The following is a 25,186-nucleotide window of genomic DNA, read 5'->3' as shown; positions in this document are numbered from 1 at the left end:
GATCATTGCTCAGCAGACTACTTTTTACAATGAAGCTGCCAATGAACTCCGAATTTATCCGTAAATTTCGCATAGAGAGGGCTGAAGAAAGTTTCCTGGAGATCCATCTCGACTTCTCCTTCTTGGGATAGAGCGGTGAAGATCCTGCGAGTCTCTTCTGCAGCAGGCAATTCCAGGGCAAAGGAAATAGCGTTTCCTTGGCTAAAGGGGGTGCCGGGAAAATTGTCCGCGAATCGAATCACATGTCCGTCCTTTCTGAGCTCGGCATGCAGGACCAGGTTTTGGCTACCCTCACTGATGGGAAAACCCGGATTAGCCGGGGCATCTTTGTAGTGGAGAATTTGCGCTTCTCCACCTATTGCCGATTGATAGAACTTCACCGCTTCTTCACAATTGCCGTTAAAGTTGATATAGGGAATTAACCAATCGCTCATAGCAAGACCTTCTTCCATAAAAACTTTTTAGTGATACAAAAAGAGACATCCATGAGGAGTTCCACCCATAGTATGCCTCTATAATTACCAATTTACAATAATCAGTTAACCTGCCCAGCCATTGCTGGGCAATCGACTCATACGTTTTTTATCCTGGCTGCGAATTCAGTTAGTCTAAGGGAATATTGATCACTTTATTATAGTTTTTGCTATAGGTCATCCGCCTGACATCCAGTTGGAGATCCTTCCCCGTTCCCAGGAAGCGCAGAGTCCTTTGATGCTTAATCGTACCGTCTGAGCTTTTTACATAATCATCATTGATGGTTTCTTCTAAAGCAATCTGCTGCCCATCGGCCAGGAGATAGACTTTAGTCAGAACCACACTCTCTTCACTGGTTAAAGTGAGCAAAGTCTCTCCATGGGTTTCCTCAAGCTTATTAATCTCTACCTGCTGTCCGAGCATATCCAGGACTTGAGGCTTCTCCTCCCTGTTTAAACTATACTGCTGGTTCACATCATGATCCGCACTAAAGCTCACCAATTCCAGTTTCAGCTCATGTAAAGAGGCAGGCAGAGCATCAAAATTAGTATGGAAGGTGATGCCTTTCATATCTGTACTCAGCCCTCTCCCTTTGACTTCTATCGCTTCTCCATTGGCAATTAAGCGGAGATTGATATCCGTTGGCCTAAAGCGTTCACCACTAAGGGTATCCATGGCTAAACCCAAAATGTTCTGGGCAGATCCCTTAATCACCGTCCGGGTAGGGGAAGCCACAATGGACTGAAGTATTAGTTCCGTTTGATCCACAACAATGGTTTGATTAAGCTCTTTCTTTAAAGTGTGTCCCATAGCCGTATTGCGGTCCAAGGAAAAGGTGATTTCAGCAGGAGTACTTACTCCCTGCCCATTGAGAGCAAAATTAAGGGTCAGTTTTCTTGCCAAGATCGATGGCGGCTCAAAGCTGGCGATATATTTTGCCTCCGACTCCTCTTCGTTGATTCTCCCTTGGGAACTTATACACCGGCTCTCTCCGAATAAGTTCTGCAAAGACATAAAGGGAGATAAGGCATTGCTTACGTCCCCTTCCGGGGCCTTAACCGTATAGAAAAGGAGAAGTTGGTTTTCGTCCAGCATCACATAGTCTACCGTTAAGGACACCCCATTAGGAAAGGTATGGCTTTTGCCGATCAGCTGCCCTTTGCCCAGCTCATTCAGTTCCCTTAGAGTTCCGTCCATGACCTGATCATAGCCGAAAAGCTGTTTGCCGTAGGAGGCTATAGCATTATAATTAAAGCCGATGAGCAGAGCGAGAACGAGAACCAGCGCGATCTTGAACTGCCTGGCCTGACGTTGATAAAAGAACAGGGGCTTCGGCTCCGCCTCCGCCTTTTCCAGTGCACTGCGCAGTCTCATCTCCAGTTCATCGGGCACTTGGATGCGGTCCATTTGAGCCTTGCCCTCCTCAAACAATTCTTCAACATTCTTCATACCTGCTCCACCTCCATCCTTTGTTTTAGCTTTTGTAATCCGGTGTGTATTCTTGATTTCACCGTGCCCAGAGGGATTTTCAATAGATCAGCGATGGTTTGATAATCCATATCCAGTAAAAACCGCAGCCTTAGAACCTCCTGATAGTGTGGATTCAATGGGGTTAAATAGGATTCAAAGGCCATCCGCTCTTCGTGTACACTATACGCTTCTTCATAGGCTTCTTCAGGCAGCTCCTGGAACAAGATGACCTTGTTCTTCTTCCGCAAATTCTGTTTACAGCAATTGACCAAAATCGTTTTGCTCCAGCTAAAAAAAGCTTCGGCATCTTTAAGCGTCCTGATATTTTCAAACACTTTCAGAATCATATCTTCCAGCGCATCCAGGGAATCTTCCTGATTTTTCATATAAACATAAGCCAGACGATAATAGTCCTCCTTCTGACTCATGATCAATTGAATCAAGGCTTCTTTATCGCCGTTTTGGGCCTGTTTCACCCTGTTCATAATCTTTTGTTCCACTCTGCCACCTCTCTTTCTATAGATAAGAGTATTTACCCAGGCAAAAAGTTCGCAGACGCTAAAGAAAACCCGGCTTCGCCGAGCTTAATTTTCACACTCCACAAAAGGCGAAATCGCCGGTTGACCTTATGCTTAGAAAGTATATAGCGCAAGCTTATACCTCCTGATAGTGTATATGAAAAACAACCGCTGCCCTGAATGATTCAGGGCAGGGTTGTCTGGCCGTTTATATAAGGCTGTTTATCTCTCCTCACTCATCGTATTTGCCGTTCGTCTTTGCAATTCACTAAGCCACAGACGCATCAGTACAGCATGAGGCTTAATCGCTCCACACTATCCCCTCCTTATGGACTTTCTCAAGGAAAGCCGGATCCGCATGAACCAGATCAATAATATCCACTCGGTAAGGAACCGTTGACTCCTCCACAAGATCGCGAAGCTGTGCAAAAAACTCCGGTCCAGGTGAAGCAGGATGAAAAATCCCGATATCTATATCTGAACTCTTTTTTCAGTTCCTCGTGCCCAAGAACCCAATAGATAAACTTTGACGCGCCGATCGCTAATAGCCGGGAGCAATAACTTCTTGAGATCTGTCAGCACTTCGCGGGTATTTTGGTCAGCAGCCATCGGTTTCCACTCCTCATCATCAAGCATTACATTGACTAAGTTTATTATGCCATATATAACCAGATATGCAAAGTCTGCAGAGAAAGCAGCTTAACTATCATTTGTTGCTGCGTCCAAAAACAGGCAGCCCTAAAGCTGCCTGTCCAATCATAATTCTGATACATCCATCTGAAACCAAACAACTTCTACCCCATCAACAGCGCCGTTATCGTCCCCAAACTTGCACCGATCATAATGTCCGACGGATAATGCATGCCCAGATAAACTCTGGAGAAGGCAACAACTGAGGCGAAGCCATAGAAAAAAATCAATAAGGACGGAACTGCCAAGGCCAGCACAGTGGCCATACAGAAGATGGCGGTGGAATGTCCGGAGGGAAAGGAGGCATCTTTGAGGGGCTTGATTCCAGTCAATACTCCCTCCAGGACCTGATAGGGACGGCGCCGGCGAACAAAGCGCTTGAGAATATTCACCAGCAGATGACTTATAAGCAGGCTGGACGCCAAATGAACACCGGTCTGATGCCAAAAGGGCGTTTTGCTCAAAAGCAGGAACAATGAACACAAAACACTGGCGGTGACTCCTCCCGCGTGAGTGATCCTGGGCATCAGCCAATCACCAAAAGAGGAACGCAGCACATGATTAATCCAATAGAAAGTGAAAAGCTCTCCCCCGCGCAATCGTTCAGTGACTTTATACACTATTATCCCTCCCATGCTCGTCATTTATTTTATCGTTCTTTTGTAAATTGAGCACGGACCCATTCTAAAGCTTCCGTAAAATCTTTCTGAGTCCGATGAACAAAGCATTATTTAACCTTAATCTTACATAACATTCATTGGCAGTTAATACTTCCATGTTAATCTTTTAATGACAGCATTCTTCTACATTCTTCTTCCTACTTTTACTATAGATGGGAGCGAATCCGCTCTCGTCCTTGCGGCCGCTTGCCTGAAGCGGTTATTTTTTTATGGTTGCCAATGAGTGGTTGCAAAAAAAAGCTCCCGAAAAATCAGGAGCTCTCCGGCAGGTTTTTGATCAGCATCAGGGGCTTGGCTACAGGAAGCAGCGCCTGAGTAACAAGCAGGTCGGTAATGCTCAGGGATGCGGCATAGATATAATGAATGTCTCTTTCCAGGCTCGGTTGACCGGAGAGATAATCTTGGCGGCAGCAGGTGAGCAGGTCGTAGGGGTCGTCATAATTTAAGCACTGAATTCCGCGGAAGGATTCAAAGTGACGGAAGGCCACATCCAGCTTTAGTTCGTAGAGCAGATGTTCCCACATGTTTTCCCTCAGGTTGGGCAGGTTGTGGGCGCTGCAGAAAAAATCGGCCGTGAAATGGAGGATTACTCCCAGTTTATCGCTGAAATTGCGGATAGAGCGTTTCTTTTGCTCCCCCAGCAGCTGGGCTACCTCCGCAAGCCAGGTTCCCGAACAGCTCTCATAATAATGAGATCCTTCCCAATATTTGGGCAGCAGGTCAGGTTTGATGCTGCCATACTGTAGCTGGTCAAGCTGCAACGATACCTTATACTTTTCCTTGATATAACTATGAATTGACTTAGCCATGAAATAATGGGTTCGTATCCACATATTACCCCCAGCACTATCTCTATTTTCTAATCCTAGCTTACCTGAGGATTATTAAGATAAGGGGAGTACTTTGTAAAGTTCAGATAAAAGTTTTATTAAAATTCAAGCCGTTACAACAGTTCAGCCGTCCGGGTGGCCAGTTCACTGCGTTCCCCTTTAACTAAAACAACCTGACCATAGAAAGCCTGGCCTTTCAGGCGGGAAGCCACATAAGCCAAACCATTGCTTTCCTTATCCAGATAGGGGTGATCGATTTGATCCGGATCGCCGCAGAGCACGATTTTAGTTCCTTCTCCAGCCCGGGTAATGATGGTTTTCAGTTCATGAGCATTCAGATTCTGTGCCTCATCGATAATGATCAGCTGGTTGGCGATGCTGCGTCCCCGAATATAAGTGAGAACCTCGATCTCCAACTGGTCTTTTTTCCTGAGCATGTCAATGGCACTGTCTACTATGAAATCATCGTTTTTATCCCGCTGCCTGCTCATTTTGGGACGCAGTAAAAATTCAAGGTTGTCATAGATGGGCTGCATATAGGGACGCACTTTATCTTCTTTCAGACCGGGAAGATAGCCGATATCCTTGCCCAAGGGAACGATGGGCCGGGCGCAGAGAATCCGTGTATAGAGTTCCTGATGAAGGGTCTGTTCCAGAGCGCTGGCTAAAGCAAGCAAGGTCTTGCCTGTACCGGCCGGTCCCATCAGATTGACCAGCTTGATTTCCGGATCGTTGAGCATATGCAGCGCCCAGATCTGTTCGATGTTTTTGGGAAAAATGCCCCAGGAACTACCGTTGCGCTTATAGATATTGACCAGTTTGGTTCCGTCCTTGGCGACCAAGAGCGGAATCTCCATCTGATCGGTGAGAACTCCTTTAACGCAGCTATTGGGCACTTTCTTGTCCGCCAGGGGCAGTGAGCCTTTTTCATAAAGCTCGGCCGCTTCGTCATCCTTAAGATTTATGACCATAACCTCTTCATCCAAGGGGGTAAGGTTCATTTTATCATTATAAAAATCCTCGGTCTGGACGGACAGGGCATCCGCCTTGACACGCATCGTGATGTCCTTCGTAACCAGAATAACCGGGCGTTCATCTTCATTGGCCAGATTAAGGGTCACGGCGAGAATCCGGTTATCCGGCAGAGAAAGATCGGAAAGAAGGGGCAGAATCGTTCCTGAAGAATGGTTCAGCTCAATTCTCAGTCTTCCTCTCCCCGGCAGAGCAACTCCCTGGGCAAGCTGTCCCCCTTCGCGCAATTGATCCAAATAACGGATGACCTGACGGGCCAGGCGCCCAACATCGTCCAGCAATCTTTTTTTATGCTCCAACTCTTCCAGAACGGCATAGGGGATAACCACCTCGTTGTCTTCAAAGCAGAACATTGCCTTGGGGTCATGGAGCAAAACGCTGGTATCCAGTACAAATACTTTCTTCATATTATCCTTCCTCCCGCCTTACCAATTTTGATGTCAGGATTTAATATGGAGTTGTTAGACTCTGTTTTATTTAGAGAGCCTGTTGGCCACACTGGAAGCCATATAGGAGTTGGGCTTAACCTCGCAGAGAAAGCCGCAGGACTTGACCCAGCCCACCACTTCATCCATGAACTGGGCGGTAGGGCCGTTGTAGCCTACATCCACATGGACGGCAATAGGGCAGTAGATGTTATCCTTCTCAAAGCGTTCCTGGAGCTTTTGAGCATACTCCAAACTCAGACCGGTCTCAAAGAGGATCTTCTGTTTGGTGTTGGTGATTTTCCTGACCTTTCTGATCTCCGAGAAGAAAATCCCGCCCCGGCCCACATCGTTGATGAACTTGTGCACCCCGATGGTGATCGGGACTTTGGTATAGGAGAAATTTTGACTGTCTGTCCCAACGGCAAGCTTGTATTGGATTTTGCTGCCGTGAGCCGTGTAATTTCTGATCAGCTGATACATTTCCTCGAAGGTCACCTCTCCGTAAGTGATGCTGTACATAATCGCCCTCCTCACCGACTTGATCTGCGTGTTGCCCTATATAGAAAACCCGGCTTCGCCGTTCCTTTTAGTCACGCCTTCAAAACGGCGAAGTCGTTGGTTGCACTTATGCTGGAAGAAAGCAGGCAGCGAAGCTATACTTTCTGAAAGTATAAAAAATGAAAGCGAGTCCTAACTGCCGTCAGGAGACCCGCTTTCACTCTTATAATAATGATACCGATACCAGGACATGGGGGCCCGGCCCTCTGAACATCTTTCTCCAGACGCCCGCCTTAAATCTCTGTACCTGCTCTCTTTCCTGTCATGAAACATAAATACCCCTCCCCTGCCAATTCACCGTCTATGTCCGGTTTCTGTGATTCCTTGGCGATAAAAGAATATTACACTATTAATGTTAATTCATTATTAAACATAAGTAAATAAAAAGAAAAAATTTTTCTCCGGGCTCCACTGTCCAACAGGTGTTTTTTGCTTCCTTAAACAGATTGAAGCCCATAAAAAAACGGCCGGAGAGCCGGCCCATCAAAGTCCGGTGCCACCCGGAGACTTAGTCAATCTTAAAATAGCTCACTAATCATAAACTAAAAGCCCGATTCGGTTAAGCCTAAGTAAAATCTGCTAAAACTCATAGTCTTGCGGGCAAATTTCAACTCCAGTTTACAAATACATAAAACTCCTTTTGCACTTATATTTTATACTTTTCATAAAAGGACTATGAGGAGGGAAGGTTTTGCGAATCGCTTATTTTACAGATACCTACCTGCCGCAAATCAATGGCGTTACCAATACTCTGGGCAGGTTAGGGGATTATCTGAAAAACCGGCAAATAGAACACCTCTTTTTTGCTCCCCAATATGAAAAGGAGCCTTCCGGTCTCACCTGTCTTTGCCCCTCCCCCGTGGCCCGTTTTAAAAGCGTGACCCTGCCTTTCTACCCGGAGTGCCGCCTTTCCTTGCCTAATTATACCAAGCTTGCGGGAATTGCCGACCGTTTTCGCCCTGACCTCATTCACCTGACCGACCCCTTGGGCATCGGGCTTGCCGGCCTGCGCTATGCTAAGGAACGCCGGATTCCCGTGGTCTCCTCTTTCCATACCAACTTCGATGCCTATCTCAGCTATTATAAAATGGAATACCTGGAGGGAATGGTCTGGGCTTTGTTCCAGTGGTTCCATAATTCCTGTGCGATGAATTTCTGTCCTTCCCAAACAACCATGCAGGTTCTTGCCGCCAAAGGAATCGAAAATCTGGCCCTGTGGGCCAGAGGAGTGGACTCTGTCAGATTCAGCCCGCATCATCGCCGTGAAGAGATTCGCCGCCGCTTCATCAGCCGGCCCCAACAACTGCTCTTCCTCTACGTAGGCCGCCTTGCCCCGGAGAAAGACCTCGATATCCTGACCCAAAGCATTAAGCAGGTGAACCAAACCCACCAGGAGAAAATCCGCTTCATCATCGCCGGGGACGGACCCTATGCCCAGGATATGCGTGAGCAGTCCGACGGGAATGTCCTTTTTACCGGCTACCTCCAGGGAGCGGAACTGTCCTCCCTTTACGCTTCCTGTGATGCCTTTGTCTTTCCTTCAAGTACGGAGACCTTCGGCAATGTGGTTCTGGAAGCCATGGCCTCCCGTCTGCCGGTAATTACGGTCAGAAGCGGCGGCGTTACCGATAATGTTGTTGACGGGCAGAACGGCTTGCTGTGTGCCCCCCGGGATGAAGCAAGTCTGGCGGAGGCGATGATCAGGCTGGCTGATCAGGACGAACTCAGAGAAGCACTTGCCGCTAATGCTCTCGCCCATGCATCGTCTCAGTCCTGGAACACTATTTTTGACCGGCTGCTCGGGGATTACAGATTTGTACTGGATAAATACAGTGATACGGTTCAGACAGCCTAGGGAGTTGTTTAATTGCGCATAAAAGCGTGTTGGGATTACATAGTGAGTATCCGCAACACGCTTTTACCATACGGCAGATTAAATATATGAGCAGCTCCCACCCCGAGTGGTCAGATTTTTCGAGTTTAACGGGCTGAAATCATGCTTTGCACGACAGGCCACTCATTGAAAGAGGGCCGCTCGGGAAGGAAAAAGCCTGCCTCCAGCAATCTTTTCCGTTCAAAGAGATAACGCCCGTCAATAAATACAGGGGCATTCATGCTCTTTTGCAGACGCTTCAGATCAAGATCCAGGAATTCCTCCCATTCCGTCAGCACAACTACGGCATCGGCACCCTGACATGCTGCATAGGGATTGTCCGCAGTACTTACAGAAATGATATTAGGCAAGCTCGAACTATCCACAACGGGATCATAGACTTTGACCAGTCCTCCCAGTTTGATAATCTGGGCAATAATCGTTACCGAAGGAGCGTCCCTGAGATCATCCGTATTGGCTTTGAAGGCCAGACCCAGGATGGCGATTTTTCTGCCCTTCAGGTTGCCCAGCACCTCAGTCAGCCGCTGAACAATGTGTACCCGCTGCTCATAGTTGACCTCCAGCACATCCTTGAACATCCAGACATTAACACCGTGAACCTCACCCTGAGCGATCAGCCCCTGGGTATCTTTAGCCAGACAGGAACCCCCGAAGCCCACTCCCGGCTTCAGGTAAGCCTGACCAATGCGGTGGTCCAGACCGACCGCTGCGGCCACATCCTGAATATTGCCTCCCAAAGCTTCACATAAATTAGCAATAGTATTGATATAAGAAATTTTTAAGGCCAAAAAACTGTTGGAGGCATATTTAATCATCTCCGCACTATGCCAGTCGGTGAAAACTTTAGGACAGTCCAAGGGCTGAAACAGTTCCTTCATTTGCTCCCTGATTTCCGGTGACATACAGCCCACAACCAGACGGTCGGGATGAAGAAAGTCATGGACGGCTGTTCCCTGACGCAAGAATTCCGGTGCAGAGACTACGGAAAATTTATAACTGACCTTTTCATTTAAATACAGGGAAACCGCCTCACTGGTTCCCACCGGCACAGTGCTTTTGATCATGACGATCACATTATTGCCCACATTCTCCCTGAAACTTTTGACTACCGCCCAAAAGTCTTCCAGATTAGGATGTCCGTTTTCGGCAGGGGGAGTTCCCACGGCGACGATGATCATCTCACATCCCCTCAGTGCCTCCGCCATTTCTGCAGTAAAGCGCAGATATTGCCTGCGCCTATTAAGTTCCACCAATTCCTGAAGCCCCGGCTCAAAGATCGGCAGCTTACCAGCCAAAAGGTCCTCAATTTTTTGTTCATTGTGATCAACGCATACCACATCATGCTGCCAGTCAGCCAGAATCGCGGCTGAGACCAAGCCCACATATCCTGCGCCGACGACACAAATCTTCATAATCAAGCCTCCTTCACTTCATCCTGGCCGATGACTCAGAACAAGCCATTAGTCATAGTCTTGTTTTGATTATAGCGTCGGAATGTAAATGCTTGATTATAGCCCATGAATGACTTAGTAAAGCGGAGGTAAATGTTTAGCCAAAGATTTTTCTGCTTCCTCTCTCTTCCTTTGAGTCTCCCGCCATCGCTTCAGGTAAACCTGCCAGTTAGCAGGATGATGAAAACTGACCAGGGAAAAATCCCTGGGATCAACGATTTTGCTGGAAGCCCCTGCTCCCAGGCCGATAACCGTTTGGCGCTCTTCCATGATCCCAATATTATAACGGCATGCCAAGCCGGGCCTGGCAAAGCCGATGTTCTCCAGATTGCCGGCGATATGCTTTTGACGGTAGAGATAATAGGGCTCCATCCCCATAGAGCGGACAGCGGCCATGACGGCTTCCTGCATCCCCTCCAACTCCTTGCCCAGATTTTGTGTTGAGCCCTGCTCATGCTCTTTAGAGCCTCGTTTAATAGCTAAGGCATGGACGGTAAGGTTATCAGGTTCCAGGGCCCTGATCCTCTCTAAAGTCTCCTGGATATCCTTAGCCCCTTCTCCAGGCAGCCCCATAATCAAGTCCATATTGATCACCCAGCCCGGAATCTCACGGGCAAGTTCATAGGCTTTAATTATATCTTCCACAGTATGGGCACGACCGATCCGTTGCAGAGTTCGATTATGCATGGTTTGAGGATTGACGCTCAACCGATTGACACCGCTGGCACGGAGAGCCAAAAGTTTCCCTTCAGACAAGGTATCGGGCCGCCCGGCCTCTACTGTAAATTCCCCAGCCTCTCTATGGGGAATATGAGTCATCATTAAAGCGATCAGGCGCTCCATCTCCCGAATCGTGAGTATAGTGGGAGTTCCTCCGCCCAGATAAAGGGAGTCGGCTGTGAGTCCTCCAGCCTTCATCCATGCTCCTGCCGTCCTGATTTCTTCCCCTAACCCCTGCAGATAATGCTCCAGAGGCTCTCTGCCCTGCTTTAACGAATAGGCAGGGAAGGAGCAATAGGAGCAGCGGGTAGGGCAAAAGGGTATCCCTATGTATACAGCTACATCCTGGGGATGGCTTTTCATATCTTCCAGAAAGGGCTGTTGAATGTCCACCACTTCCTGAAGCAATTGTGACTTATCCTCACGAATAGCATACACTTCCCCCAGTGATGCCGCTCTCTCTCCAGAAGAGTATCCTGCCTCTTTTAAGCGATGAAGAATTTTACTGGGGCGAATTCCCGTTAAGATTCCCCAGGGGGGAGTGTGCCCTGCCACCTGGACAAGGAGAGCGAAAAGCCCCCTCTTCAGCAACAACTTCCGCTTATCTTCTTTTCCTGCATAAGGATGGGACAAAATAAATTTTATTTGCTCCTCATTGAGAATAACCGAGCTTTTGCCAGACCCTAACTTGGTCCCGCAGCTAAAACCCCTAAAATTCCCTTCAATCTGCCAGGGAGTATCGGGATAATGAATATCAATGTGAATAATCCCCACCCCGCAGCCGGCGGCATTATTTTCTCCGCTTAAGTCCTCAACTTCGATCTGTGCCTCAGGGAAAAAGGCCCGGCTTAAGGAAAGACCCGCTTCCAGTTCGGAGCGGGATAAAGTATGGCTTCTTAAAACTATTTTCATTGCAAAAACGGGTTTTCCCGCTTTTCCCTCCCGATCGTGGTCTCCGGTCCATGACCAGGGTACACCTTAGTGTCCTCCGGCAGCACAAGCAGTTTCTTCACCACGGATTTAATCAATTCATCATAAGACCCGCCGGGAAAATCCGTTCGTCCAATGGAACCGTCGAACAGAGTATCGCCGCTGAGCAACCCTTCAGAAGTCAGGAAGCAGACCCCACCCAGGGTGTGCCCAGGTGTAGCGATCACGGTAAGATTCAGATTCCCCACCTGCAGTACCTGACCATCTTCCAGCAGAAAATCCGCCGGCTTAAACTCATAGGATCTTCCCAGCATTCGGGAAAGGTTATGGGCACCGCTGGTCAGCATCACGGCATCTTCTTTATGAATCCCTACCTTGGCCTGATAAAGTTCACGCAATTTATCCACCGCACCGATATGATCAAAGTGCCCATGAGTAAGCAGAATATATTCCACCTGAACCCCTTTCTCATCCACCCATTCCTGAATTCCGGACCCATTGGCTCCCGGATCGATAAGGGCTGCCTTCTTGGTCTCAGGGCAGCTCACCAGATAACAGTTAGCCCCCATAGCTCCTACCGCGCGACACTCAATCATGTCCATCCCTCCATCCTAATCTATGCTTTCTCATTGAACTTAGAAATTCTTCTCACTATCGATAAGCAAGGTCACCGGTCCATCATTGACCAGGGCTACCTGCATCTCAGCCTGAAAAACCCCTGTTTCCACATGAAGCCCATAGCCCCGCATTTTTGCCACGGCCTGCTGGAAAAGCTCTCCAGCCGTCTCGGGAGGTGCTGCCGTGGAAAAGCTGGGGCGTTTGCCTTTGCGGCAATCTCCATAAAGGGTGAATTGAGAGACCATGAGGATTTCGCCCCCGACATCCTGAACCGAGCGATTCATCTTCCCTTCTCCATCTTCAAAAAGCCGAAGTCCGGCAATTTTATCCACCATCCAGTTCAGATCCGCTTCTGTATCTCCCCGGCCCACTCCGAAAAGCACCAACAATCCGGCTCCAATCCGGCCAACGACCTCTCCCTCCACAGTAACGGAGGCCTGGGTCACTCTCTGAACAACACTGCGCAAACTTAACGCCCTCCTAAATGTACCCGTTCCACAGATGTGACATCTTTAACCCGCCGGATTTTCTGCATCACATTATACAAATGTCCCAAATTGCGAATCTCAATACTCAGTTGAATATGGGTATTCTTATCTTTGGCCACCCGGGCATTGATCCCCAAGATATTCGTGCGGGTCTCCATCACCACATTCATCACATCGGTAACCAGCCGCGGCCGGTCTAAAGCGAAAATCTCCAAATCCACCGGATAAATGGATTCTACTTCCGTATCCCAAATCACTTCCACCATCCGGGCTTGCTCCTCCTGAGAATGAGCTTTGACATTATCACACTCCCGGCGATGGATGGAGACCCCCCTGCCCCGGGTAATATAACCAACAATATCATCTCCGGGCAAAGGATTACAACAACGGGAAAAGCGCACAAGAATATTGTCCACACCCTTGACCCTTACCCCTTGGCTCGCCTTCCCATAGCCACTGGAAGGCTTACCTTCTCCCTGCTGCAGGGCCTCCAACTGAAGCCGTTCCCGTTCATCCTTGGTCAAATCTTCCTTTAAGCGCACCAGAACCTTATTCACGGTAACGGCGCCGTCTCCCATGGCGGCATAGAGATCTTCCACATTAGTTATATTATAAGATTTACCGATTTTTAAGAGAAGATCGGATTTAAGCACTTGAGCTGGATCCAGGCCAAGCTTCCGCACCTCCCGCTCGATTCCCTCCCGGCCGCGGACAATATTTTCTTCCCGCTTTTCCTTCTTAAACCACCCACGAATTCTGTTTTTCGCCTGAGATGTTTTTACGAAAGACAGCCAATCCCGGCTGGGTCCATTGCTCTGCTTGGAAGTCAGAATCTCCACAATATCCCCATTGGCCAATTTGGTTTCCAGCGGGACAATGCGGCTGTTAATCTTAGCCCCTACACAGCGGTGCCCTACATCCGTATGAACCCGGTAGGCAAAGTCAACCGGACAGGAGCCCGCCGGCAGCTCCACCACATCTCCCTTGGGCGTAAAGACAAAAACCGTATCGGCAAACAGGTCTATTTTGAGTGATTCCATGAATTCCCCGGCATCCGGGGAATCATGCTGCCACTCCAACATCTGCCGCAGCCAGGACAGCTTCTGCTCAAAATTACCGCCGACGGGTTTGCCGGCACCTTCTTTATACTTCCAATGGGCGGCAATACCGTATTCCGCAGTACGATGCATTTCCCAGGTACGAATCTGGATCTCAAAAGGTTCCCCATGGGCTCCCACCAACGTGGTATGCAAAGACTGATACATATTAGGCTTGGGCATGGCGATATAGTCCTTAAACCGGCCGGGCAAAGGCTTCCACATCGTATGAATGATTCCCAGGGCACCATAACAATCATTCACAGAATCCACGATCACCCGGACCGCTGTTAAATCGTAGATTTCGCTGAGTTCTCTGTGCTGATTGATCATTTTCCGGTAGATACTGTAAAAATGCTTGGGGCGGCCTGATATATCCGCTTTGATGCCTACTTCGGCCAGGCGCTTGGATAACTGGCTGATGACTTCATTGATCTGTACTTCCCGTTCTGCCCGTTTTAAAGCGATTCCTTCCGATAAGTCATAATACTCTTGAGGTTTTAAGTAGCGGAAAGATAAATCCTCCAGCTCCCATTTAATCCGGAAAATACCCAGCCGGTTGGCCAAAGGAGCGAAAATCTCCAGGGTTTCCAGAGCGATTTCCTTTTGTTTTTTTTCAGAATGAAATTTCAGCGTCCGCATATTGTGGAGACGATCCGCCAGCTTGATTAAAATCACCCGAATATCCTTAGCCATAGCCAGGAACATCTTGCGCAGGTTTTCAACCTGAAGCTCTTCCTTGCTCTTGTACTCGATTCGCCCCAGCTTCGTGACACCATCGACCAGGATAGCTACTTGAGAGCCAAACTCTCTTTCTATATCTTCGTTGGTGTAATGGGTATCTTCCACCACATCATGGAGGAAAGCCGCCGCAATGGTAGCCTCATCCATTTCCAGTTCCAAGAGGATCTTGGCCACTTCCAGAGGATGCTGAATATATTCTTCTCCTGAATTGCGAAGCTGCCCACGGTGAGCTTCTTCAGCAAAGGAATAAGCTTTCTCCACAAGCTTGATCCCTTCTGGAGACGCTTTATGCAATTTTTCCATGAGCTCGCTTATCGTCATTACCCTGCTCCTCTCTTGTGACCGCTTTTAATACTTAATTAAAGAAAATACCTCATACCCTTCCAGTCTCTTACGGCCTTCCAGAAAGCCCAATTCAATCAAAAAACTCATTCCTGCCACCTGGGCGCCGGTCTTTTCAATTAAACGGGCTGTGGCGGAAGTCGTGCCGCCGGTCGCCAGCAAATCATCGACAATCGCGATCCGTTGTCCCGGTTGAATGGCATCAGCGTGAACTTCTAACGTATCACTACCATATTCAAGTTCATAGGTTTCGCTCACTGTTTTACCCGGAAGTTTGCCCGGTTTACGCACCGGAACAAAGCCAATGCCCAAGGCATAAGCTACCGGAGCTCCCAGCAAAAAGCCGCGGGCTTCCGGTCCCACAATCAGATCCGGTTGAGATTCCCTGACCCGCTCAACGATGGCATCAACCGCTGCCCGATAAGCTTCTCCATCCTTTAACAGGGTAGTAATATCCTTGAAGGAAATACCGGGTTTGGGGAAATCGTCAATAACGCGTATGTACTTATCAAAATCCAATGCCTTCACACCTTTCATTGCTTCCTTCTTTTTTAGTACTGGCCCAGCTTTTTCTGGAACTCCGGCCAAGGCATCGTACAATATTCTTCTTTAAAAACCATGGCTTCCTCCCAGCGGCTTTTAGCTCCTCGGAAACGCAGCGCCCCCTCCAGATCCAGCTTCTTCCGGGCTGGGATCCACTCGATATGGATGGTATCGGATTTATGGCGCAGACAGCGGAACAAATTCAGTTCTTCAAAGATCTTTAATCCCGCTCGTGCTTGCCACAGGGGAATTTCCTCTGCCACCCAAATAAACGGATTATTCTTAATAGCCAAATCATATAATACTCTGTACATTTGGACAAGATCTTCCCGGGATAAATAACCCGTTCGCTCCTTCAAAACCAGTGGATCAATCTGACTCTCAGCCAGAATCACTCTTTGTCCACCGCTGTTCCGGACCTGCCTGATCATATCCGCAACCCTTTGCCACGATGGAGGAACCCCTATGACTACAGCCCATGGTGCCCGGTGATCTGCGTCTGGCCCTTGAGGGCTTATCCCGGTAAAATCCCAAAGAGCAACGGAGTCCCCCCGGCTTTCCAGGGTTTTGCTCCATTCTTCCCGATTTTTGCTTCGCCAATCCATAATTTCCAGTTCTTGAGGATATAGGCCACTTGCAGCCGTTTCCTCCTGACCCAAGGCAATCTCCTGCCCGGCCAGGAATCGGTCATGCTCCTCCTGCCATGAGGCTTGGGGCTGAATATCTTTGATCATCAGCTGAATACTCTGGGCGCCACGAAAGGTATTCCAATCCAAACCAAAAGCAACATCCACCGTTGCCGAACCCAAAATATTGGCTAACTCTTCCCCTTTGCGAAAGGCTATTCCTTCCCATTCCCCTTGGGGTCCGAACATACACTTTAAATGAGCATGGTCTTTGCCCACCGTGTCGGCCATATAGAGGGGATAATCCCTTCCGGCCAGCACCGGGCTGGGGTTGCCAAATCCAAAAGGGGCCAGATGTTCCAAATCATGCAGCAAAGAGGCATCAAGAACTTCCAAAGGGACGCATTGGTCCACACGAATCCGTTCATAGAACATCTCCTCAGGAAGGTGTAAGGCCGCCTGATTCAAAGCCTCCCGAAGCAGGGGGATAGTTTCCAGTTTTAACGAGAAGCCGGCGGCCTGGCTATGTCCGCCGAATTTCTCCAACAACTCTGCTTGAGCCTTGAGCTCATCCAATACATGATAGCCCCCAATCCCTCTGGCGGACCCTTTCCCAATCTCCTCTTCCTCAGCAATAAGGAAAACCGGGCGATAGTAGCGCTCCACCAAGCGGGAGGCCACGATGCCGATGACCCCATGATGCCAGTTCTTTCCTGATAAAACAATCACCCGTGGCATAGGGTTTTTCTCCAAAATCTCCACCGCTTCAGCAAAGATTTCCTTTTCGGTGTCCTGGCGCAAGGTATTCTCCCGGCTCAAAAACCGTGCTAACTCAACAGCCCGTTCTTCGTGACCTGTGAGCAACAGCTCCAATCCGGCCCGGGCACTATCCATGCGGCCTGCAGCATTAATGCGCGGCGCCACCATAAAGGCGATTTGCCCGGCTTTAAGCGGTTTTCCCCACAGACCGCACTCCTCAAGAAGAGTACGCAGTCCCAAATGAATGGTATTCTCCATCTGGCGTAAGCCATAGGCCACAATGGTACGGTTCTCATGGGTTAAGGGGACAAGATCAGCAATGGTACCTAAAGCTGCTAAATCTAAGATTTCCAGGACCGCATAAGCACCTGATTTTCCCTCTTCTAACCTCTCCAACAAGGCCTGAGCCAGCTTAAACGCTACTCCTACTCCGGCTAAGTCCCGAAAAGGATATCCTGAATCCTTAACCTTGGGATTCAGAATGGCATAAGCTTGAGGCAGACTATCCGGCGGCTCATGATGGTCGGTAAGGATAATATCTATCCCCTGAGACCGAGCATACTCCACTTCCTCCACGGCGGTAATGCCACAATCCACAGTGATCATCACCTTCACATTGGCTTGCAAAGCTTTTGTTATAGCATCCTTATGTAAGCCATAGCCTTCGTCCATCCTGCTGGGAATATAGGCGACCGCCTTAAACCCCAAATCTGTCAATACTTTATAGAGCAAAGCCGTGCTGGTTACCCCATCAACGTCATAATCGCCGTAGATAAGGATTTTTTCTTCTTGAGCCCGTGCCAGCTCTAAACGCTCAATAGCCCTAGCCATTTCTCGAAAGGCAAACGGAGAATTTAAATTAAGCAAAGAAGGTCTGAGAAATTCCATGATTTCCTCCTCTGCCTCGATGCCCCGCTGCCTGAGAATGTCTGCCACTACCGGAGTAATCCCTAACCGTTGGGGGAGCGGGCTTCTACTATCTTTAAACCCAGGAAGGGGTTGTGGTTTTGTCCATATTCTTTTGGTCATGCTCCACCTCCATAGGCAATATTATAGCTTATCCCTGCCACTTTTGTGGATATTTATTATTAATATAAAAAGGACTTCTCAGTGAAGTCCTCCATCCGAGCCGCTGTCAGTCCAAAGAATTTTGACATTAACTTATTTCAGAATAACAAAATTGATTAATAATGACAAGAAAAAAATATCGCATTTTCAAATCATCAAATTGCCTATGACAATACACAATATCCCCAGCAACGCACGCCAGAGCATCGGCGAAACTCCCCACGCCACTTCTTTCAGCTTAATCTTAGGAATTAACCCTGTACCTACAACTAAAGCCCAAACGATTACTGCCAAAAGAGGGGTGAAAAAAGCGCCAAAGATAACCAGACTGGCTATCCCTCCGGCTAAACCTGCCACGATACTGCTTTGCCCCGCTTTTTTTACAAAATACCAAAGCACACCTATGCCTATTAATGCCCCGATTAAAAAGGGGACTTCCAGCGACCAAAAATTATCCGGATGTGTATACCAAACTATTCCGCTTAAGATGAGTGCTGCAACCAAGGCCCCCCGGATTCCACCTATGAACACCGATGCGGCCGCCAGCAAGAGCAACCATTCCAATAAGATCAGAACCACAAAGGCCAAGGCCCGCCCCCCTTTCTAATCAGCATTTTGAATTAGTATCTCCCGTATTATGGTAAATAAACCTGACAGGAAATATATTCCTGGACAATTGGCATATTACACCATTTATGCATATCTTGTATTGACACTAACAAATCTTTTTAAGGGAGGAATTGGACTATGTGGGGTTGGTGGGGTTTCCCCTGGTGGGGCTTTGGTTTCGGGTTCCCCTGGTTTGGTTGGTTTGGTTGGCGGCGTCGCTGGTGGTGGTAAACCGCTCCAGGGCTCAGCCTTCTTAGTGCTTCTTATTTCTTGTTCTTCTTATAAGCTTCATTATAAGTACTATCAAGAAAGGCCGCTGGATATCTCCACGGCTTTTCTTGCATGCTCAGCATATCCCACGCCCGCGCCGCTCATCGGCCGCAAAGTGCGAAAAAGCCCCCTCGAATGAGGAGGCTCACTGTGCAGATCTGGTTTTATTAGTTGAAGATTACGCCCAAAGCGATAAGAATCAAGATGGCAATAGCAATGATGCCTGCGCCAACACCCCAGTTTCCGCCGCCGCCGCAAAAGCCAGCGCCGCCGCCAAAACCTGCTCCATATCCTAAACCGTACATAAAGTACCCTCCTTTAAATTCATAAAATCTTTAGAATACGATACCCATTGCGATCAATAAGAGAATGATTACTACAACCACCGCGATTCCTTGTAAATAGTTAGGTCCGCAAGCTCCACCTGCTCCGAATGCCATATTCTTATCCCCCTTTCGAGTTGGTAATATCTGGTTACATTACAAGATATGTCCGCTCTCCAAATATGTGAGATGTCCGTCATATTATTTTGTAAAATTTCCCATCGTTCTTTGAGTTATTATTTAAACTTAATAGTTGGCATTTTCAACCCTTCTCCTAAACTCATCAAGGCCCATCTGAGCATAGCAATAGACGCGCTTCATTCGAAAGGGATCCTCTGGTCCGGCCCACCCTCTGTCTATGGTCAGCCCCATTTTATATCCTGTTTCCCGGCATAATTCAATAATGGAAGAGTCATAGACTCCATAGGGATAAGCAAAAGCGACTTTCGGCTTACCAAGCAACTCTTCCAGAACCTCTTTGGAAGTGAGGAGCTCCTCTTTGATTTGTTCTGTAGAAATACTATCCAAATAAGGATGGGTCACAGTATGACTTTCAATCTGCCAACCGGCCTGGTTCATTTCCAGCAATTGTTGCCGGTTTAAATATCCTTTTCCCCCAATCCATTCTGTCACTACAAAAACCGTTCCGCTGTATCCATACTTCTCCGCAATAGGAAAAGCGTGAATATAATTATCTTCGTAACCATCATCAAAGGTCAAGACAAAAGCCTTTTCCGGAAGGTCCTTCCCTGCATAAAAATACTGATAGAGATCATCCAGGGTAACGCTCTCATAGCCGTTTTGGGAAAGGTGCTCCATATGAGCTTCAAATTCCTCAGGAGGTACTCTCAGCTCATTGCCCTCTTCATAGTCGATGGAATGATAATAGAGTATAGGGATAGGCGATTTTAAGGCTGGTGAAAGCGATGCAGGCGGTAAAGGCTGTGTAGGCTCCAAAGATTCTAAAGGGTCATTTCCTGACTCTAATGGATTATCGGCTTCAGGAGGGCTCACATCCTTATCGCTCTCCTTTTCGATGGGTTCTTGTTCTTCCCTTGGTTCTTGGTTTTGAATTTCCTCATTGATAGTAGGTTTTTGCGGTACTGGCGCTTCATTGGGCCTTGACGAACAGCCAAGGATGACCAGAGTGGTTAGAACAGTAATAACAAAGAATAAATAGATATATTTGCTCTTCACATGATTCATATCCCCAACTCCTCTGAGCATTATAAACTAGATGCCGCTCTCCCTTTCCACTTGATTGAATATTCTCTACAGCCACTCGATCCACCTCTTTTTCCGACATTTAAAAAGCCAAATTACCAACCGATTGGTAATTTGGCTTAACTATCATTCCGGGTTATCCATGTTTTGCTGGGATAGGTCCCCGTGACAAAGCTATTTTTCCAGTCCTGACAATTTCAATAATACCGTAATCCTTAAGGACTTCACAAAGAGCGTCAATCTTGGTTTCTTCTCCTGTCAATTCAATAACCATCGTCTCACGGTTCACATCGACGATTTTGGCACGGAAAATATCGACAATATCCACAATATCGGAACGGGTCTCGCTGCTGGCCTTCACTTTAATCATAGCCAGCTCTCTTTGAATGGAATCCGCTGCGGTTAAATTCGTTATCTTAATCACATCGACCAGTTTGGAAAGCTGGTTGACCACCTGTTCCAGTTCCATTTCATCAGCCTGAACAACAACCGTGATGCGTGTGGTATCGGGTTCCTCCGTATACCCTGCGGCAATGCTTTCAATATTAAAGGCCCTCCGGCTGATTAATCCTGAGATATGAGTCAATACTCCGGGGCGATTCTCAACCAACACGGCTAATGTATGTCTCATAATGCCTTACCCTCCCATAATCATTTGGTCAAGACGCCCTCCCGCCGGAACCATGGGCAGTACATTTTCGTCAGCAGGAATCCGAATCTCCACGACTACAGGCCCTTTGATTGCGAAAGCCTTTTGAATAGCCATGTCAACATCCTGCGGTTCCGTGACTCTCAAGCCGGTGACACCCATCGCTTCCGCCAGTTTCACAAAATCCGTACGCCCTTTCAGGGTAGTGTGGGAGTAATGTCCATTATAGAACATCCGCTGCCATTGGGCTACCATACCGAGGACCTGATTATTAAGAATAAATACCTTGACCGGCAAGTCCAAATCTGCTAACGTCGACAACTCCTGACAGTTCATCATAAAACCGCCATCACCCGAAAAACAGACAATCTGGCGGCCGGGGCATCCCACTTGGGCTCCCAAAGCCGCGGGCAGCCCGTATCCCATGGTTCCCAAACCACCGGAGGTGAGCAACGTCCGGGGGCGTTTATACTCATAAAATTGGCTGGCCCACATCTGGTGCTGCCCGACATCCGTAACGACGACAGCATCCTCTGCCGCAAAATGGCTGACTCGCTGGATTAAATGCTGAGGCATAATCATTCCTTCCCGGGGAAGATAAGTCAGGGGATTATCCTCCCGCCATTCATCCAGTTGCTTTTTCCATTCCCTATTGGACCCCATCCATGTTTCCGCAGCTCTCTCTTTCACTTGATTCAACAGAGCCGGTATGGACCACTTTAAATCCCCTACAACACGAATATTGGCGATAATATTCTTATTAACCTCAGCAGGATCGATATCGAAATGAATCACTTTCGCCTTTGAGGCAAAATCCGCCACAAGGCCCGTGACCCGATCGTCAAAACGCACGCCCAGGCCAATCAGCAAATCCGCATGGGTGGTCGCCATGTTGGCAGCATAGGTTCCGTGCATGCCCACCATACCGTAATTCTGCGGGTGTTGATCAGGAATACAGCCTAAGCCCATAAGACTGCTTATGACAGGGATGCGGGTGTATTCTACAAACTCCCTTAAGGCTGGAGAAACATCGGCCAGATTTACCCCGCCACCCACAAAGAGCAGCGGTCTTTGGGCCTTGCTCAGTTCTTCAGCGACTTGGGCAATGATCTGAGCGTCCCCTTCAAAAATCGGGCGATATCCCCGCAAGTGGACGTTATCAGGGTAGTGAAAGTCCAGCTCCTTAGCAAACACATCTTTGGCAACGTCGATCAAGACCGGGCCGGGTCGGCCTGTCCGGGCGATATGGAAAGCCTCTTTAAACACTCTGGGCAATTCACTGACATCTTTGACAAGATAGTTATGCTTGGTAATCGGCGTGGTAATTCCTGTTACATCAGCTTCCTGAAAGGAATCCCGCCCGATCAGAGAAACTGCCACCTGGCCTGTGATGGCCACCATGGGAATGGAATCCATATAAGCTGTGGCGATCCCGGTAATTAAGTTCGTAGCTCCCGGTCCAGAGGTGGCAATACATACCCCCACTTTTCCAGTCGATCGGGCATAGCCATCTGCAGCGTGGACCGCACCCTGTTCATGACGAGTCAATATATGAGGAAACTGGGTCTCATAAAGCGCATCATAAAGCGTCAAGACCGCACCCCCAGGATATCCGAAAACGATTTCCACATTTTCTTGCTTCAAGCATTCAATGACAGCTTGAGCTCCCGACATCCTCATGCCCACTCCTCCTTTATTTTCTATTTAGAATGTATTATAGTACAGAATAGAAAAAAATGCACTATATAATATTATAAATCCAGGAACAAATTTATCAGCCGCCTTCTGCCGGTGTAATAAAAATTCCGGGAGCCAGCCCGGAATTTTTAGGTTTATATTAGATTATGCAAAAGCCGAAGATTATGCTTTCGTGCGGGCAGCCTTACCGCCCCTTTTCGGCTTCATTCTTTTTTTAATCTCGACCAAAATCTGGCTGGCATTAAAGACGGAAGAATAAGCTCCGGCTATGACACCAATCAGCATGGCTAAGGCAAATCCTTGGGTTGATTCGCCGCCGAGGATATAAATTGCCAGCAGGGAAATGAGAACCGTCAGGACGGTTTTGATCGAACGCCCCATCATCTGCCAGACGGATTTATCCACCATGTCCTCATAGCTGTCCCCTCGTTTTAGGCGAGGTTCATTTTCTCTGATTCGGTCAAAAATAACCACTGTATCATTGATGGAATATCCGAAGATGGTCAGGATAGCGGCTACAAAGGTCGCATCGATTTCCCATTGGAACAGGGAGAATATCCCTACGGTGATGATCACGTCATGCACCAGAGCCAAAATTCCCGATACAGCATAAGCAAATTGGAAGCGGAAGCCAATATACACCAGCATTAAGACTGCTGCAATAGCCAGAGATAAGAAAGCGTTCTCGGTCAGCTCCTGGCCGATAGCCGGTCCGACCTTGTCTTCTTTCAGGGATTCCTTATCAAAATCTCCTACCTGAGTCTGCAGGGCGGTGAGCAATTCGTTGCGCTTGTCTTCTTCCAAGGCAGAGGTCCGGATCAAAGCCGACGTATCATTATCGGAAAGCTGCACCACCGGTCCTTCCAGACCTACGGATTCCATAGCCTGGGTGATCTTTTCCTGGGTAACCTGCTGACTGAATTTCATATCAAGCATGGTGCCGCCGGTAAAGTCCACTCCCAGATTCAGCTTCTGAGTGAAGAGGGAGCCCAAACTGACGGCAATCATAATTAAGGATAGAGCAAACCAGATATACCGGCGTTTCACTACATTGAAATAGAAAGGCATGGATGCCTTAACATCTTCATAGGTAGCTGCCTGAGTCGCAGGCGTTGCTTCCCCGGTTTTCTTTCCGGAAGCATCGTTTTCCCTTTTCACGCCAAACCAAGCTGTATTCATGCGCGGATTAATACCTACTATCCAGCGTAAAAGCATCCGGGTAAAGGTAATGGCCGTAAAGAGGCTGGCAAAAATACCGATACCCAAGGTTATGGCAAATCCTTTAATGGAACTTGTGCCCAGGAAAAAGAGGGTTGCCGCTGCAAATAAGGTGGTAATATTAGAGTCAAAGACGGTCAGAAAGGCGCGGCTGAAGCCGGCTTCCACAGAGGCGCGCAGGGATTTGCCCAGGCGCAGCTCTTCTTTAATCCGCTCATAAATAATAATGTTTAAATCCACCGCCATGCCGATGGAGAGAAGTATCCCCGCTATGCCCGGCAAGGTCAGAACGGCGCCAAATCCCTTCAAGGCCCACAACACAATTAAGGTAAAGACAATCAAAGAGATATTCGCGACAAGTCCGGGGAGACGATAGAGCACCAGCATGAATAAAAGAATAAATACTAAAGCTACAATACCGGCATTGATACTCTTATTCAGGGAGTCTACACCCAGCGAAGCTCCCACAGTACGTTTCTCTTCAATGCTTAAGCTTACAGGCAATGCGCCGGAACGAAGCAAGACTGCATATTGAGCAGCTTCTTCCAGAGATGCATACCCGGTGATTTCAGCCTGGCCATTGGTAATGGCAGCCTGTACTTGAGGATTTTGCAGTAGCTGATCATCTAAGTAAATGCCAATGTTTTGACCAATATTACGGCTGGTCACATCTGCAAATTTCTTTGCTCCTTCCGGAGAGAAGGTGAGATGAACCACATAACTGCGTTCTCCCTGTCCCGCACGGGCATCTTTCAAATCCCCTCCTTCAATGACCACATTGCCTTGCGGATCTTTAAAAGTGAGTTTTGCTGTCGTCTTTAAAGCTTCTACCGCTTTATCCGGGTCCTGAACTCCGGCTAAATCCACAATAATCCGCTTCTTATCTAAATCAGCCTGAATGACCGGCTCAGACAGCCCCATCTCATTGACCCGTTTCTCAATGATGCTTTTAGCCTTTTCCACATCATCCGCTGTAATAGCTGCACCGTCAGGTCCAGGTTCAGCTTGCAGGACGAGGTGAACTCCTCCGCGCAGGTCAAGTCCTAACGAAATTCCCCTTTCTGAATCCGTAAGGGGCTGAATTGAGAATACTACGGCGATGACGATCAGCAATAAGGCTGCTGTTAATTTCAGGATACTTCCCCTTTTCATCATACTTCCTCCCTTAATTGTTACCTGGGACTTGCCCATGCCAAACCTAATTATAATCCTCGCTTATTCACGGTGTCAATGAA

General features: G+C 48.1%; 22 protein-coding genes. 1 reads left to right on the top strand and 21 read right to left on the bottom strand.

Features of this window, described 5'->3' with window-relative positions; translation table 11 throughout:
* Positions 1-17: 17 nt before the first annotated feature.
* The 8 genes from DESLBE_RS24980 to DESLBE_RS24940 form a co-directional block, all read right to left on the bottom strand.
* Positions 18-434 (bottom strand): VOC family protein, encoded by a 417-nt coding sequence (locus DESLBE_RS24980; protein ID WP_144678470.1) that lies wholly within the window; start codon positions 432-434, stop codon positions 18-20.
* A 169-nt stretch (positions 435-603) separates the two neighbouring features.
* On the bottom strand, positions 604-1,923 hold the full coding sequence (locus DESLBE_RS24975) for a DUF4179 domain-containing protein (RefSeq protein WP_144678469.1): 1,320 nt from the start codon (positions 1,921-1,923) through the stop codon (positions 604-606).
* On the bottom strand, positions 1,920-2,444 hold the full coding sequence (locus tag DESLBE_RS24970) for a sigma-70 family RNA polymerase sigma factor (protein WP_018211104.1): 525 nt from the start codon (positions 2,442-2,444) through the stop codon (positions 1,920-1,922). Before DESLBE_RS24970 ends, DESLBE_RS24975 begins: the two co-directional genes overlap by 4 nt.
* Positions 2,445-2,933: 489 nt before the next feature.
* The gene (locus DESLBE_RS27205; RefSeq protein ID WP_243131377.1) at positions 2,934-3,071 is read right to left on the bottom strand and encodes a hypothetical protein; all 138 of its coding nucleotides are present in this window, start codon (positions 3,069-3,071) and stop codon (positions 2,934-2,936) included.
* Positions 3,072-3,256: 185 nt separating this feature from the next.
* Positions 3,257-3,772, bottom strand: coding sequence for a phosphatase PAP2 family protein (locus tag DESLBE_RS24955; protein ID WP_018211102.1), 516 nt, complete (start codon positions 3,770-3,772; stop codon positions 3,257-3,259).
* 311 nt (positions 3,773-4,083) lie between these two features.
* Positions 4,084-4,665 carry a zinc dependent phospholipase C family protein gene (locus DESLBE_RS24950; RefSeq protein ID WP_005810789.1) on the bottom strand — a complete coding sequence of 194 codons (582 nt, stop codon included), beginning with the start codon at positions 4,663-4,665 and terminating at the stop codon, positions 4,084-4,086.
* Positions 4,666-4,775: 110 nt separating this feature from the next.
* Entirely contained in the window at positions 4,776-6,101 is a 1,326-nt protein-coding gene (locus DESLBE_RS24945; protein ID WP_144678468.1) for a PhoH family protein, read from the bottom strand.
* A 66-nt stretch (positions 6,102-6,167) separates the two neighbouring features.
* Positions 6,168-6,641, bottom strand: a complete 474-nt coding sequence (locus tag DESLBE_RS24940; RefSeq protein WP_015944685.1) for a ribonuclease H-like YkuK family protein — start codon at positions 6,639-6,641, stop codon at positions 6,168-6,170.
* Between the two features lie 730 nt (positions 6,642-7,371).
* Between DESLBE_RS24940 and DESLBE_RS24935 the strand changes: the two genes are divergently transcribed.
* Positions 7,372-8,535, top strand: a complete 1,164-nt coding sequence (locus tag DESLBE_RS24935; protein ID WP_144678467.1) for a glycosyltransferase family 1 protein — start codon at positions 7,372-7,374, stop codon at positions 8,533-8,535.
* 125 nt (positions 8,536-8,660) lie between these two features.
* Here the strand turns inward: DESLBE_RS24935 and DESLBE_RS24930 are convergent, their stop codons facing one another.
* The 13 genes from DESLBE_RS24930 to DESLBE_RS24870 form a co-directional block, all read right to left on the bottom strand.
* Positions 8,661-9,986, bottom strand: a complete 1,326-nt coding sequence (locus DESLBE_RS24930; protein WP_144678466.1) for a UDP-glucose/GDP-mannose dehydrogenase family protein — start codon at positions 9,984-9,986, stop codon at positions 8,661-8,663.
* A gap of 114 nt (positions 9,987-10,100) precedes the next feature.
* Positions 10,101-11,657 (bottom strand): coproporphyrinogen III oxidase, encoded by a 1,557-nt coding sequence (locus tag DESLBE_RS24925; RefSeq protein WP_144678465.1) that lies wholly within the window; start codon positions 11,655-11,657, stop codon positions 10,101-10,103.
* Positions 11,654-12,271 (bottom strand): MBL fold metallo-hydrolase, encoded by a 618-nt coding sequence (locus tag DESLBE_RS24920; protein ID WP_035213796.1) that lies wholly within the window; start codon positions 12,269-12,271, stop codon positions 11,654-11,656. The genes DESLBE_RS24925 and DESLBE_RS24920 overlap by 4 nt, the downstream gene beginning before the upstream one ends.
* Positions 12,272-12,310: 39 nt before the next feature.
* Positions 12,311-12,760, bottom strand: coding sequence for a D-aminoacyl-tRNA deacylase (dtd, locus tag DESLBE_RS24915; RefSeq protein ID WP_018211096.1), 450 nt, complete (start codon positions 12,758-12,760; stop codon positions 12,311-12,313).
* Positions 12,761-12,762: 2 nt separating this feature from the next.
* Entirely contained in the window at positions 12,763-14,943 is a 2,181-nt protein-coding gene (locus DESLBE_RS24910) for a bifunctional (p)ppGpp synthetase/guanosine-3',5'-bis(diphosphate) 3'-pyrophosphohydrolase (protein ID WP_005810772.1), read from the bottom strand.
* A 27-nt stretch (positions 14,944-14,970) separates the two neighbouring features.
* Positions 14,971-15,501 (bottom strand): adenine phosphoribosyltransferase, encoded by a 531-nt coding sequence (locus tag DESLBE_RS24905; protein ID WP_005810770.1) that lies wholly within the window; start codon positions 15,499-15,501, stop codon positions 14,971-14,973.
* 14 nt (positions 15,502-15,515) lie between these two features.
* On the bottom strand, positions 15,516-17,921 hold the full coding sequence (gene recJ, locus DESLBE_RS24900) for a single-stranded-DNA-specific exonuclease RecJ (protein ID WP_144678464.1): 2,406 nt from the start codon (positions 17,919-17,921) through the stop codon (positions 15,516-15,518).
* Between the two features lie 186 nt (positions 17,922-18,107).
* On the bottom strand, positions 18,108-18,539 hold the full coding sequence (locus tag DESLBE_RS24895) for a hypothetical protein (RefSeq protein WP_242660008.1): 432 nt from the start codon (positions 18,537-18,539) through the stop codon (positions 18,108-18,110).
* Between the two features lie 467 nt (positions 18,540-19,006).
* Positions 19,007-19,144, bottom strand: coding sequence for a hypothetical protein (locus DESLBE_RS26745; RefSeq protein ID WP_005810761.1), 138 nt, complete (start codon positions 19,142-19,144; stop codon positions 19,007-19,009).
* A gap of 264 nt (positions 19,145-19,408) precedes the next feature.
* The gene (locus DESLBE_RS24885) at positions 19,409-20,368 is read right to left on the bottom strand and encodes a polysaccharide deacetylase family protein (RefSeq protein ID WP_015944691.1); all 960 of its coding nucleotides are present in this window, start codon (positions 20,366-20,368) and stop codon (positions 19,409-19,411) included.
* A gap of 154 nt (positions 20,369-20,522) precedes the next feature.
* Complete coding sequence (gene ilvN / locus DESLBE_RS24880; protein ID WP_005810756.1) at positions 20,523-21,017, bottom strand: acetolactate synthase small subunit; 495 nt, start codon at positions 21,015-21,017, stop codon at positions 20,523-20,525.
* A gap of 6 nt (positions 21,018-21,023) precedes the next feature.
* Positions 21,024-22,715, bottom strand: coding sequence for a biosynthetic-type acetolactate synthase large subunit (gene ilvB, locus DESLBE_RS24875; protein WP_015944692.1), 1,692 nt, complete (start codon positions 22,713-22,715; stop codon positions 21,024-21,026).
* A gap of 180 nt (positions 22,716-22,895) precedes the next feature.
* On the bottom strand, positions 22,896-25,103 hold the full coding sequence (locus tag DESLBE_RS24870; RefSeq protein WP_015944693.1) for a protein translocase subunit SecDF: 2,208 nt from the start codon (positions 25,101-25,103) through the stop codon (positions 22,896-22,898).
* Positions 25,104-25,186: the final 83 nt, after the last annotated feature.

The organism is Desulfitobacterium sp. LBE, from assembly GCF_007830365.1.
GTDB lineage: Bacteria > Bacillota > Desulfitobacteriia > Desulfitobacteriales > Desulfitobacteriaceae > Desulfitobacterium > Desulfitobacterium hafniense.
This window is presented reverse-complemented; position numbering and strand designations above follow the sequence as displayed.